At 54.0% G+C, this 12,148-nt stretch carries 17 protein-coding genes; 8 read left to right on the forward strand and 9 right to left on the reverse strand.

Annotated elements, in window-relative coordinates; all coding sequences use genetic code 11:
* Positions 1–19: 19 nt before the first annotated feature.
* The gene (locus tag HALTITAN_RS26230; RefSeq protein WP_255200360.1) at positions 20–151 is read right to left on the reverse strand and encodes a hypothetical protein; all 132 of its coding nucleotides are present in this window, start codon (positions 149–151) and stop codon (positions 20–22) included.
* Between HALTITAN_RS26230 and HALTITAN_RS14930 the strand changes: the two genes are divergently transcribed.
* Positions 140–499 carry a VOC family protein gene (locus HALTITAN_RS14930; RefSeq protein ID WP_039859638.1) on the forward strand — a complete coding sequence of 120 codons (360 nt, stop codon included), beginning with the start codon at positions 140–142 and terminating at the stop codon, positions 497–499. The two genes, HALTITAN_RS26230 and HALTITAN_RS14930, sit on opposite strands and share 12 nt — an antisense overlap.
* Before the next feature lie 216 nt (positions 500–715).
* On the opposite strand, the gene HALTITAN_RS14935 is transcribed toward HALTITAN_RS14930, so the two are convergent.
* Positions 716–1,042 (reverse strand): nuclear transport factor 2 family protein, encoded by a 327-nt coding sequence (locus tag HALTITAN_RS14935; RefSeq protein WP_022522620.1) that lies wholly within the window; start codon positions 1,040–1,042, stop codon positions 716–718.
* 92 nt (positions 1,043–1,134) lie between these two features.
* On the opposite strand from HALTITAN_RS14935, the gene HALTITAN_RS14940 reads away from it, so the two are divergent.
* Positions 1,135–1,509: a winged helix-turn-helix transcriptional regulator gene (locus HALTITAN_RS14940; protein WP_022522621.1), complete on the forward strand. Its 375-nt coding sequence runs from the start codon at positions 1,135–1,137 to the stop codon at positions 1,507–1,509.
* Positions 1,510–1,704: 195 nt separating this feature from the next.
* On the opposite strand, the gene HALTITAN_RS14945 is transcribed toward HALTITAN_RS14940, so the two are convergent.
* The 6 genes from HALTITAN_RS14945 to HALTITAN_RS14970 all read right to left on the reverse strand — a co-directional run bounded on the left by HALTITAN_RS14945 (position 1,705) and on the right by HALTITAN_RS14970 (position 6,770).
* Positions 1,705–2,565 carry a LysR family transcriptional regulator gene (locus HALTITAN_RS14945; RefSeq protein WP_009287603.1) on the reverse strand — a complete coding sequence of 287 codons (861 nt, stop codon included), beginning with the start codon at positions 2,563–2,565 and terminating at the stop codon, positions 1,705–1,707.
* Entirely contained in the window at positions 2,559–3,569 is a 1,011-nt protein-coding gene (locus HALTITAN_RS14950; protein ID WP_022522623.1) for a phosphonate dehydrogenase, read from the reverse strand. The genes HALTITAN_RS14945 and HALTITAN_RS14950 overlap by 7 nt, the downstream gene beginning before the upstream one ends.
* 9 nt (positions 3,570–3,578) lie before the next feature.
* Complete coding sequence (gene phnE / locus HALTITAN_RS14955) at positions 3,579–4,409, reverse strand: phosphonate ABC transporter, permease protein PhnE (RefSeq protein WP_039859641.1); 831 nt, start codon at positions 4,407–4,409, stop codon at positions 3,579–3,581.
* A 9-nt stretch (positions 4,410–4,418) separates the two neighbouring features.
* On the reverse strand, positions 4,419–5,288 hold the full coding sequence (gene phnD / locus HALTITAN_RS14960; protein WP_009287605.1) for a phosphate/phosphite/phosphonate ABC transporter substrate-binding protein: 870 nt from the start codon (positions 5,286–5,288) through the stop codon (positions 4,419–4,421).
* Positions 5,285–6,130: a phosphonate ABC transporter ATP-binding protein gene (gene phnC / locus HALTITAN_RS14965; protein ID WP_022522626.1), complete on the reverse strand. Its 846-nt coding sequence runs from the start codon at positions 6,128–6,130 to the stop codon at positions 5,285–5,287. Before phnC ends, phnD begins: the two co-directional genes overlap by 4 nt.
* 250 nt (positions 6,131–6,380) lie before the next feature.
* Entirely contained in the window at positions 6,381–6,770 is a 390-nt protein-coding gene (locus tag HALTITAN_RS14970) for an ester cyclase (protein WP_022522627.1), read from the reverse strand.
* Between the two features lie 99 nt (positions 6,771–6,869).
* On the opposite strand from HALTITAN_RS14970, the gene HALTITAN_RS14975 reads away from it, so the two are divergent.
* The 6 genes from HALTITAN_RS14975 to HALTITAN_RS15000 all read left to right on the forward strand — a co-directional run bounded on the left by HALTITAN_RS14975 (position 6,870) and on the right by HALTITAN_RS15000 (position 11,189).
* Complete coding sequence (locus tag HALTITAN_RS14975; RefSeq protein ID WP_022522628.1) at positions 6,870–7,205, forward strand: zinc ribbon domain-containing protein YjdM; 336 nt, start codon at positions 6,870–6,872, stop codon at positions 7,203–7,205.
* 232 nt (positions 7,206–7,437) lie between these two features.
* Positions 7,438–8,376 carry a LysR family transcriptional regulator gene (locus HALTITAN_RS14980; protein WP_009287607.1) on the forward strand — a complete coding sequence of 313 codons (939 nt, stop codon included), beginning with the start codon at positions 7,438–7,440 and terminating at the stop codon, positions 8,374–8,376.
* Positions 8,377–8,557: 181 nt separating this feature from the next.
* A complete protein-coding gene (locus HALTITAN_RS14985) occupies positions 8,558–9,793 on the forward strand; it encodes an MFS transporter (protein ID WP_039859643.1) in 1,236 nt (411 codons plus the stop codon).
* On the forward strand, positions 9,774–10,469 hold the full coding sequence (locus HALTITAN_RS14990; RefSeq protein WP_009287609.1) for a haloacid dehalogenase type II: 696 nt from the start codon (positions 9,774–9,776) through the stop codon (positions 10,467–10,469). Before HALTITAN_RS14985 ends, HALTITAN_RS14990 begins: the two co-directional genes overlap by 20 nt.
* 247 nt (positions 10,470–10,716) lie before the next feature.
* Positions 10,717–10,905, forward strand: a complete 189-nt coding sequence (locus HALTITAN_RS14995) for a hypothetical protein (RefSeq protein ID WP_039859644.1) — start codon at positions 10,717–10,719, stop codon at positions 10,903–10,905.
* Complete coding sequence (locus HALTITAN_RS15000) at positions 10,902–11,189, forward strand: type II toxin-antitoxin system RelE/ParE family toxin (protein WP_039859645.1); 288 nt, start codon at positions 10,902–10,904, stop codon at positions 11,187–11,189. Before HALTITAN_RS14995 ends, HALTITAN_RS15000 begins: the two co-directional genes overlap by 4 nt.
* Before the next feature lie 32 nt (positions 11,190–11,221).
* Here the strand turns inward: HALTITAN_RS15000 and HALTITAN_RS15005 are convergent, their stop codons facing one another.
* Entirely contained in the window at positions 11,222–12,115 is an 894-nt protein-coding gene (locus HALTITAN_RS15005; RefSeq protein ID WP_009287610.1) for a LysR family transcriptional regulator, read from the reverse strand.
* Positions 12,116–12,148: the final 33 nt, after the last annotated feature.

The raw sequence follows: 12,148 nt of genomic DNA on the forward strand, positions 1-12,148 counted from the left end.
GTAAGGGCACCCGGTGTTTTCAGACGAGGTAAGCGTCGAGTTCGACGGCCTCCAAGCGATGCGCCTGGACATCGGTTTGGGGCAGGATGATGATTAAAAAGCCAGGATCAAAAAGCACAACAAAACAAAGGAGCAGGGCATGAACCAGCATGAAAAGCTCAACTACGTCGAGCTCGCCGCCAAGGACTTGAACGCCACCAAAACCTTTTTCTCAGCGGTGTTTGGCTGGGAGTTCACCGACTACGGCCTGGAATACAGTGCGTTTTCCAACCAGGGCTTGGATGGCGGTTTCTACCAGGCGGACGCCTGCAGCCGTACCGACAACGGCGCCGCCTTGCTGGTGTTTTATAGTGCTCAGTTGGAAGAGACCTACACCAAGGTAGTGGGCAATGGCGGCGAGATCGTAAAGCCGATTTTTGAGTTTCCCGGCGGCTTCCGTTTTCACTTTACTGAACCCAGCGGCAACGAGTTTGCCGTGTGGTCAGAGGGGCGGGGCTAAGGCCAGTCGAGAGCCCCGATATTAGCGATATAAACTAGGCGATCTCAATTTCCTGCCACCCTCAAACAATAGGCATAGTACCACCATCAATCACGTACTCCGTGCCCGTAATAGTGGCTGCCTGCCAGAAACGCAATCAGGTTGGCCACTTCTGCAGGCTTCGAAGGGCGGCCAATCGGGATGTCGCCCAGCGAATTCATGATGATCTGCTTGCCATTAATGGATCTCCAATGACTGGATTTGCGACTCGGCAAGCTGGAAAGCGTGGTCAAGTTGAACCGGGCTGCCGGGGAAGTTGCCGGTCACGGTGGCGGTAACCACCATCGTGTTGCCTTGTTGGGAAACACTGACCGGCTCGACGCGATACTCAATCTTGTCGCGGGTGGCGCGCATCCAGGCTTGAATAGCGGGTCGCCCGCGGTGCGTCTCGCCTTCGTCGAACACACAGGCATCTTGAGTGAAGCAATCCGCAATGTGGGTGGCATCCGCACCGTTGCTGATGCTGAAGTAAGTAGTGATCGCGTCTGGCAGTGACAAACTCATGATGGTCATCTCTCGCAGGGGGTAATATGCGAGAATCTTCTGCCTAGACTGACGCGTTATCAAGAACGCACAAAAAGGTAAGTGGCTCACCCATGAGAAAGCTTTATACGCCCGCTACCGCCGCAAGCGATGTGGAAAATGTATTAAAAATGCTGGAAGGGCGCTGGAAGCTCATTATTCTCTTTCATCTCTTCGATGGAAAAGTGCAGCGCTACTCCGATTTAGGAAAACTCATCCCCGATATCTCCCAGAAAATGCTCGCCCAACAGCTGCGCCAGCTGGAAGCGGATGGCATCGTGGCGCGCAAAGTCTATCCCCAGGTGCCGCCGAAAGTGGAGTACCGCCTGACCGAATGGGGGCAAACGCTCTGCCCGGCGCTGGATGCCTTATTGAAATGGGCAGAGCAGAGGGATCACTTCAACAACCCTGACGAGCAGAACGAACAAAACGATGCCGCCACCCAATGAGAACCGCCTGATGCACTACCGCATCATGACCATCAACGACGATGACGCCGCCATTGCTCTGTAGAGCGAAAGTGAAGGCGTGCGGCTGCACGATGCCGAGTAACGCTCCAGTGAAGCTTGCGGGGGCGGGTCTCAATAGCACCTATTCTTAGCTGCCCATACGCCTTCCCTGGCTCTAAAGATGTCACTCGTTTTTCACTGACATATATGGCTGACGAAAGTGGAAACTGGCGGTTGCCGTGCAAGCGTCTCCGGGCAGATGACGCTCAGGTTCTTGGCCAGCCCGGCATCACTGACCGGGATAGCACACAAAGTGCCCGCTCGGATCTCCGCTTCGACGCAAGCCGCCAGCACCAGTGATACGCCCAGGCCTGCTTTGACAGCCTGTTTAACCGCTTCGGTACTGCCCAGTTGCATTGAAACCTTCGGGAACGGCCCTCTTTCGCCGAAGAAACTCGCCAGCAACCGGCCCGTACCTGTTCCGGGTTCACCGCCCAGCAGGCTCATTCCTGCGAGGGTTTTCCGGTCTATTTCATGCCATTCCGCACAGGGGTGATCGGGTGAAGTAATTAACACCACGGGCTCCTGTCGCCAATCCATTGCCTGGAAGCCAGATTTCGGGTGCCACCACTCCATCACCGCTATATCCAGCTCGCCGCTAGTCAGTTGTCTAGCAATGTTAGGATTGTTATCAATCACAAGATCCAGCTCAGGTACCGCCGGAATGTTCTTGAACGTGCTCACGTAGGGCTGGAGCATGTAAATACCGATGTTGGAACTTGCCCCTACGCGTAAACGCGTACCGCTAACGACTTCTCGAGCACGCTCGTCCAGTTGCAACATACTAAGCGCAAGCGGCATAAGCGCCAGGGCTGCTTTGGTGGGCTCGCAACCCGTTTTACTGCGGCGTATCAACAGGGCACCTAGCTGTTCTTCGAGCTTTTGAATGTGCTGTGAAAGCGTGGGTTGTGCGATACCGAGAGCTTGGGCGGCGGCCTGAAAACGTCGGTGCTGAACCAGTGTGGTAAAACTTTTCAGCCAGACCAAGTTCAGCATGGAGTTGTCTCAGTGATAGTGGGCGAATTAGCCGCATCCTGAGGGCATTCTCCTTGTAACGCTTGAAGAATGTTGTCGGCAGCACGCTGTTCAATCATCAGCCGCACATCCTGGACGGCAGAGCCAATGTGTGCCGTAAATAGCGTGTTGGGATGTGCTCGCAAGGTGGGGCAAATCTCTTGCGGGCGATCCTCTCGAGCCCAATCTTCCATTTCAAAAACATCCGCTGCGTAGCCGCCTAACTGCCCTGACTCCAATGCTTCCAAAACGGCAGCTTCCTGCACTACAGAACCCCGGCATGGGTTGATCAAAAAAGCGCCTGGTTGCATCAGGGCCAAGCGCGCAGTGTTCATGGTATGCAGGGTTTGTTTATTGAGCGGCAGGGCCAAAATGACAATGTCGGCTTGCCCGAGCAGCTCTTCAAGCGACTTGCGCGCCACGCCTAGCGCGGCCTCCTCAGCAGCGGGCAAGGCGTCTGGCTGAGAATACAGCAAGCTCGCGCCCCACCCCTGGAGCCGTGTTGCCACTGCCTGGCCGATGGGACCCATGCCGACGATACCCACGGTCGCGCCGGCAACCCCCAGCCCATAAAACGTGGGCTGCCATCCCTTGAACTGGCCGGAACGAACGTACTCATCGGCCGCTCGGACATGGCGGATTAGGCTAATGGTTAGCCCGATGGTTAGCTCAGCCGTTGGCACCGTCAGCAGATCCGGCACGAAGGTCAGCCAAACGCCATGACGCGTACAGGCCTCCACATCAAAATTATCGTATCCCTTCAGGGCGGCACCAATAACTTTCAGCTTGGGACAGCCCGCTAGAAATTCCTCGCTGACCTGGTCCGGCATAAACACCATCATGGCGTCTGCGGTTGCCGCGCGGGCCTTTACCTCGGCGGCGGTCAAGGTAGTGGCTGACTGGTTGGTGATCACTTCACAGTGTTGTTCCAGCCTTTCCAACACACTGTTGTGTACCCGGTGGGTAATGAAAACCCTTGGTTTCATTTGATTTCCTTACTTGAATTTCTTACGAAGATGGCCGCTAAGGCTATCCACCATCGTCACCATAACGAGTATGACAATCAGGATGGCGCTGACTTCCTGGTACTGCATGACGCGTAAAGAGCCCATTAGCTCGAAGCCGATCCCGCCAGCCCCCACCATGCCCATCACCGTAGAGGCGCGGAAATTGTATTCCCAGCGGTAGATAGAGACATCAGCAAACTGCGGAAGCACCTGCGGGAGCACCGCGTGCCAGTGAACCTGTAATCGCGTCGCGCCAGCGGCATTGGCGGCCTCCACAGGGGCTGGGTCGACATGCTCGATCGCTTCGGCAAAGAATTTACCTACCATGCCGATAGAGTGAAGGCCGAGCGCGAGCACGCCCGGCAAGGCGCCAAAACCCACGGCAGCAACGAAGATAATGCCCATAATCAACTCAGGCACCGAGCGCAGAGCGTTCAGCAGCGTGCGGGTTACGTGGAATACCATGGGGTGGGGCGAGGTGTTGCGAGCGGCCAAAAACGCCAGGGGCACGGAAGCGATGACCGCTATCGCCGTGCCGGCAATGCTCATGGCGAGGGTATCGACCAGCGGCGCTATCCAATCCATGGCGTTGGTGAAATCGGGCGGTAGTGACTCTCCCATTAGGGTGGCGATGGCCGGCACCCCGTTGGCCAGGGTGCGAAAATCCAGCAGGTCCACGTACCAACTCGCCAGGAGAACCACTGCCAGTACCAAACCCGCTTGGAAGAGCTTGCTCCGCCAACCGCGCGCGTGTTCAGCCAGCACGGTATCAGGAGAAAACGATGAAAGGGGCGGCGAATCTATTTTGGAATGATTCATCATGTCCCCTTACATCTTGGCGAAATCAAGATTGAGCAGACTACCCATTTCCCGGATTACATCGTAATCGGCATCAGTGATAGCGGCGAAGCCTTCGGCTTTTAGGTTGTCCAGAATTTCTTCATCATCGATGCTGATGAAGGCGTCCTGGATCTGCTGCTTGAGTGCTGGATCCAGGTTAGAACGCATCGCCCAAGGGTACTGAGGGTACTCCCCGCTGTGACCCAACACCCTAACCTGGTTGCGATCTATCAGGCCGCGGTCCATCACGTGCTCAAAGATCACTTCCGATAGCCCGCCTGCATCCGCATTACCATTGGCCACGTTCACCGCCACGGCATCATGGGTGCCAACGAAGTGGGCTTCATAGTCCTCGCCTGCTTCCAGCCCCGCCGATTCAAGCAGCACGGTTTTGGGAATCAGGTGGCTTGACGTGGAGGCACGGTCGCCATAGGCCATCTTCATACCTTCGATATCCGCATAGGACTCAATGCCGGAATCGACATTGGCAATGATGACGGAACGGTAGGTGGGCTTGCCATCTACAATCATGGCGGCAAAGGGTTCGATCTCGCTTTTGCTTCTTGCCATCACATAGGAGAGCGGGCCGAAGTAGGCGAGGTCGATGCGACCAAAGCGCATGGCTTCGATCATGGAGGAGTAATCCGTGGTGACGATCAGCTCAACTTCTTTTCCCAGGGTACTTTCAAGATACTCTTTTAATGGCTCGTTGCGTTTGATCAGTTCAGAGGCGTTTTCATCAGGAAGTAGCGCGACTTTTAACAGATCCGGGTTTGGATCAGGGTCTGCCGCCAAGGCCGGCATGGCGATTCCAAACATAAGACAGATGGCAAAGAAAAAGCTGAATAGCGGTTTCATTGGGCAATCTCCAGTTTTATCGGGGAGGGAGTGGTGGTTTGAGGGTTGGGTTCGGTGGTCTCAGCGGCGTCGGTCACAGCTCCGCGCGTGCCGTGGTAGATCTCGTTCAGGTGGCGTTGCTGTAACTGTGAGGGGGCCGCATCGAAAACGATTTGGGCATTCGCTAACCCGATAATGCGGTCAGCAAACCGCTGGGCATACTCCAGCTGGTGCAGTGAAATAATGGCGGTAATACCATCCTCACGGCATATATCTCGCAGTAGCGTTAGCACTCGCTCAGAGGTTGCCGGGTCAAGGCTGGCCACTGGCTCGTCCGCCAATATCATGGCGGGCTGCTGCGCCAAGGCACGCGCAATGCCCACCCGCTGTTGCTGCCCGCCGGAGAGTTGATCGACCCGGGTAAGCGCTTTCTCGGCCATGCCTACGCGGTCCAGGCAGTGCAGAGCAAGCGCCTGTTCCTGCCTGGGTAGCGGAAACAAACTGCGCCAGGTGCTGTGGTAAGCAAGCCGACCGGTCAGCACATTCTGGAGCGCCGTATGGCGTTCAATGAGCTGATGGTGCTGGAAAACCATGGCGGTTTTGCACCGATGGCGGCGTACCGTAGACCGGGTTTCGAGCGCACCTAGCTCGGCCGAGATCACTTTGCCAGTGCTGGGCCGCACCAAGTGGTTGAGAGAACGCAGTAACGTCGATTTACCCGCACCGGAAAGGCCGAGTAGTACCGTAAACTCCCCTTTGTGGAAATCGACGGTGGTGGGGCGGAGTGCGAGGACATTCCCAGGATATGTCACCCCCATTTTCTCGATGCGGAGCATTAAGTCAGAGGATTGAATAGGCTCCATTGGATCACCTTCTGCAATGTATAAGCTCACTTTATTGTGACTTACAATGCAACGGTAGCCCGCCTAAGTGACAAAGCTGTGTCGTTCAGGTGATAAGTTAATGACTATCCAAGGAGCGCAGGTAGCCAGTCAAACGGCTCAGATAACGCTTCTCTAGACCAATATCGTCACAAAACGAGGCCCACCAAGGCTGGGCGTACCGATCCGATATTCTGCTCTATTCGTTTGTTAATGGAGATAACCACAACGTTTAACCAAGCTGAGCCTCAATCGCGGCTTTATCAATGACCGACCAGACCTCCCTAATCTTGCCATCGCTAAACAGGTAGAACGCGTTTTCGCAAAACGTCACGTTTTTGCCATCCACCGCAAGGCCAAGGAAGCTACCTTTGGGTGTGACATCGAATCGCAACCTGCACGCGACATGGGGTGAATCAACGGCCAAAAGCTCAATGTTAAAGTGAAGATCCGGTATCTGCTCGTAATCGGCTTCCAGCATGGCGCGATAACCATCAAGCCCTAGGCGCCTGCCGTTGTGGTGGACATCGTCATGCACGAACTGGTCAAGGTTCGTCCAGTCTTGATTATTGAGGCAGGTGATGTAATCACGGTAGGTTGCTTCCAGGTCACGTTTGTTCATCCTGGTTCTCCTTTCTTGGGCAGGCGTGAAGGCATTCGCCAAGGGTATACAGGCTCAGTATCATAAGCAGCCTAAACCAAACCACAGAAGTCATCATTCATGTCGTGCCCACCTTGCCCCCATTGCCAATCCGAATTCGTCTATCAGGATCAAAGCCTGTTCATCTGCCCCGAATGCGCTCACGAATGGAACCCTTCTGAGGCTGAGGCAGAAGAGACCGTGACGGTAAAAGATGCCCACGGCACCCTGTTAGCGGAAGGCGACAAGGTAACGATGATCAAAGACCTCAAGGTCAAAGGCAGCTCATTGGTACTCAAGGTGGGCACCAAAGCGGTTATCAAGCGGCTCTTGGATAGCAAGAATCACCAACTGGACTGCAAGGTCGACGGCGTCGGCGACATGATGGTGACCGCCCACTTTGTGAAAAAAGCTTGAATAAGACCCCGGAATTCTTCGATTCACCACACGACGCAGTAAGCTGAGGCTCACCCACCATCACCACTTCACTCAGCGTTTAAGCGAAGCGTGTTTTCGGGTATCTCATTCTAGGGCAACAAAATCAGCTCTAAGGCCTTTGACAGCGGGTTGGAAAGTATTCAAAAGCGCTATTTCCTTTCGATTTATTTAGCTAAAGTAAGACTAAAGCTTATCTGCCGGAAGGCCTTCAATGACTGATTTGATAATCCTGAGAGATTTCCTGGCCCTTTGTGAAACCAAGAGTTTTAGCCGCACGGCTGAGCAGCGGTATGTTTCGGTGTCAGGCTTGAGTCGTCGTATTCAAGGTCTTGAAGAGTGGGCAGGCACCGCGCTGTTTGAGCGGCGGAAAGGTGAGCTAGTGCTGACGGAGGCAGGGCATAGCCTGCAAATGGTAGCTTCACAAGCGCTTAGCGCTTTTGATCGATTTCGGCTCTCCGTTGCTGATGATATTAACGATCAGAAAAGGCGGATACGATTTTGCTCACCACACATTATGGCTGCGATATTTTTTCCCCACTGGATGCCGCGCTTACAAGCGCAGTTCACACAGGCAACATTTAGCATTGATGCGAATACATTGCCGGAGTGCCTGGCCGCTCTGGATCAGGGAGAGGCCGACTATGTAACGGCACTATTCGATGGTGAACACCTTATTGCAAGGCGCTTGGGAATAGAGAGTGATAGTTACACTTCAATTGAGCTAGATACCGAGTCTCTCATCCCTGTTAGCGCGCCAAATGCTGCAGGTCAGCCACTGTTTAATTTACATGCTGCAGATGGCTCCCCACTCTCATTTTTGAATTATGCCCAAGAGTGCCATTTAGGCTGGTCGCTGAGTGCCATGCTTGTGAATCAAGGTTTGAATTTACAGCAACACCATGATGCAGGTCTTGCGGATAGTTTGCGTCATATGACGTTATCAAGATTGGGAGTTGCGTGGCTTCCCTATTCGCTAGTGCGGGAAGACCTTGGGGCTAAGCGGCTTGTTCGAGCAGGAGGTTCCGCTTTCGATGTGCCATTAAAAATTATCCTGCTGAGACGAACAGCGCCCCTAGCAGCAGAAGCCCAGCGGCTATGGGATGGGCTGCTGGAAATGAAGAATGTGAGAACCTTCTCTGACGTTGTTTGAACGGTATACCGATCTTGCGTTGCAACGTTGGCAACTTTTTCGTCTCTTTTATCCGGTAACGCAACCTAGCCAGAAAAGTCGCGGTGCTTGCTGATTTGGCAACAGGCATTGCGATATCGTCATGGTTTAACGCTACAAAATGGGTAATGCTAAGGAAAAGCTCAATGTTCTGAGAACCCCTATGACGATGCTACTGCCGATGACTTCTGCTCAAAACTACCGTTGGGTCATTCTGCTAATAGCCACCCTGGCTCAAGCAGCGGCATGCTTTTTCGTTCAAGGCATCGGCGCCATCAGCGTTTATATACAGGCAGATATGGCGCTCTCTGCATTTCAGATTGGGACGCTGGTCTCTGCTGCTCAACTGGTGCCTTTAGTTGGGCTGTTAGTTGCCGGGGAGTTGCTGGACAGGTTCAGTGAGCGTTTGGTGGTGGGAGTAGGCACCCTCGTTGTGGGCATTGCGCTTAGCGCTGCCGTGCTGGTGGAGAGTTACTGGGCCATGCTGCTATTTTTGGTCATCGTAGGGGCAGGCTACAGTACCGCTCAGCCTGGCGGTAGCAAATCGGTAGCCGCTTGGTTTGACAAATCCCAGCGTGGTTTTGCCATGGGGATTCGTCAGGCAGGTTTGCCGCTCGGCGGGGCGCTGGCGGCGATCATACTACCAACCGTTGCAATCACCTGGGGGTGGCGCGCCTCTTTTCTGGTGGGTGGGTTGATTGCGATCTTCGGGGCGTTGGTCTTTATGCTTTTTTACCGAGCCCCTGGTGGCGTAGTGCCGGTTGCAAGAGACTCTGAAGGTAGCGTAACAAAAGTCGTCTTATCGCGACTGGCGATGATTCGCGAACCGGCCATGAAACAGATCATGGCGTCCGGTATTAGTTTGATCTCGGTTCAGTACGGCATTTTGATTTTTACCGTGCTCTATCTGCATAGCCGTTTGCAGATGGAGGTACTGCAGGCGGCGACGTTGCTATTCGTAGCCCAAGGGGCCGGAGTTGCCGGGCGTATTTTTCTGGCGGCCTGGAGTGATCGCTGTCGCTCGCGCTATTTTCCAGTAATGGTGTGCATGGTGGCGGTGATAGTAGGGCTGCTGGTATTGGTTTGGCTGCCGCTACACTCAACGCTCATGCTGAGCGGTTTGATGGCCTGGTTGGGCTTTTTTGGTTTTGGTTGGTACGGCCCTTGGGTAGCTTATGTGGCTGAGTCTGCCCCTGCTGATAAAACCGGCTTTGTGCTGGGGCTGGCCATGGCGATTAACCAGCTGGCGATTGTATCGATACCACCACTCCTTGGGTGGCTGTTAGATATAAGTGGCAGCTTTATGCTCGGCTGGAGTCTGCTGATCGCCATGACGTTATTGGGGCTATTAATGACCATCCAGCGGCAAGGAGAAATTAATGAAAGCGATCGTGTTTGACGTATTTGGCACTATTGTTGATTGGCGCTCCAGTTTGATTCATCAGTTCAATGAGCTAGAGAAAGAGCTGGGGATTGAACTGCCTAGTGAAGTGCTGGCTGATCAATGGCGTCAGCTTTATGCGCCTTCCATGGACAGGGTACGCAGGGGGGAAATCCCATGGACGGTATTAGATGATCTGCATCGAGAAAGCTTAGTCAAACTACTCAATCAACATGGGATTGCGCTAGACGAAGCGACCATTGATCGCGTCAATTACTTTTGGCACCAATTAGAGCCCTGGCCCGATGTCCCACATGGCCTACAACGCCTGAAAGAGCACACCATCATCGCAACGTTGACCAACGGTAATCTCTCATTAATGGTCGATGTTGCCCGTCACGCCAAGTTACCGTGGGATATGATTTTTTGCGCCGAGTTATTCGAGCACTACAAGCCTGATTCGGAGGTTTATTTAGGCGCTTGCCGTCTGCTACGCCTACCGCCTGAAGAGGTAATGCTGTGTGCGGCGCATAATGCTGACCTGCGTGCTGCCCGTGAACTGGGAATGAAAACGGCGTTTATACCCCGGCGCACAGAGTATGGCCCCCAGCAGGATAAAGATTTAGAAGCAGAAGAAGCATGGGATTTTGTGGCTGAAGATCTCGTCGCGTTGAGCGAGCGGCTAATAGAGTGAGTCAACAATAAGTAGCGTAAGCGCAGGGCAGGGGTTAGTACCATTAAGGCCCTGCATCCACCACTGCATCACGAAACGTTTCAGCGAAGCTTGCCAGGGCGGGTGTCCAGGTTTCCGGTTCGGAGGCGGCAAATTTGGTATCGACCTTGGCGATGTATTTGCAGAAAATGGCATAAACCGCAACACTCTCGGTAATCCAGGGTATCCTCCAACAGCATTTTCTACGTACCTAACAAAGGTAGTCACCATGTCAGCTACGATGAGCAAAGACGACGCACACAAGCTAATTGAGCAACTTCCTGCGAATGCCACCTGGGAAGACCTTATGCATGAGATCTACATCCGAGAGACCATCGAAAAGGGCATGGCAGATAGCCAAGCGGGTAACATTACGAACGTGGCAGATATTCGCAAGAAATACGGCTTGCCTGAATGAATGTGTTCTGGACAGCAACAGCAGAAGCTCATTTGGAAGCGATTTATGCCTATATTGCGCAGGACTCAGAAGCTTATGCGTTGAGTACCGTTGATAAAATCACCCGAAGGTCACAACAGATCGGTGATTTCCCCGCTTCAGGACGCAAGGTGCCGGAGTACTATATCGCTCAAATAAGGGAAGTCTTGTGTGGCGCTTACCGCATTATTTACTACATCAAACCAGATAAAATTGACGTTCTCGCCGTTTTACACGCATCTATGAACCGACTGAAAAGCGAATAGGGCAACGCTATAGCGTAGTATCGGCGCCCACCTCACGACGCAGTCAGCTGAGGCTCATCCACCACCAACGCATCACGCAACGTGTCAGCGAAGCTTGCCAGGGCGGGTGTCCAGGACTCTGGTTCGGGGGCGACAAAATAGGTATCGACATTGGCGATGGACGTGGGCAGCTCCAGCGTATGAATACCGAACCGGTGCTGGTGGGCTTCAACCGTCCCTCTGGGCAGCACCGTGTAACCCATCCCGGCAGCAACGCAGCCAAGCATCGCGTCCAGTGAACCGAACTCAAAAATCCGGCCTGCATTGACGCCGTAGGAAGCCAGCAACAGCTCGATACGTTGGCGGTAGCTGCAACCTTGGCGAAATGCCAAAAAAGCGGACGTCAGCAGCGCTTGTGAAGAGGGCATCTTCGTCATCGGCGTTGAGCCGACTAAAATAAGCCGCTCGCTAAATGCTTTGAGCAAGTGATAGCGGCCATGCTCGAGTCGCCCGGCCACGAAGACACAATCCACCTGCCCATTAAGCAACAATTCGACCAGCTCAGCCGTGGGCCCGGTCTTTATCTGGATATCAACGTCAGGCTGCGCTGCGTGGTACGCCGCCAGTATCGGCGGAAGGCGCAACGCCGTCGTGGTCTCCATGGCGCCTATACGTAGCCGTCCACACGCCTTTTCCTGGCCTTTGAATAGCGATACCGCTTCATCGTGGGCCGTCAGTATGCGTTCGGCGTACTCCACCAGTGCCAAACCCGCACTCGTGGGACGAACGCGCCCCGCACGCTGAAGCAGTTGTACACCCAACTCCTCCTCAAGTTTCTTGATGTGAGCCGTCACATTGGATTGCACCGTGTGCAGCTGATTTGCCGCTGCCACGAAGCTGCCTGTTTCGGCCACTGCCATAAACAGTCGAAGCGATTTCAGTTGCATGGCCCACCTCTCCGTCGATACTCGTCAAACTAG

Origin of the sequence: Vreelandella titanicae BH1, from assembly GCF_000336575.1 — a bacterium.
Classification (GTDB): Bacteria; Pseudomonadota; Gammaproteobacteria; order Pseudomonadales; family Halomonadaceae; genus Vreelandella; species Vreelandella titanicae.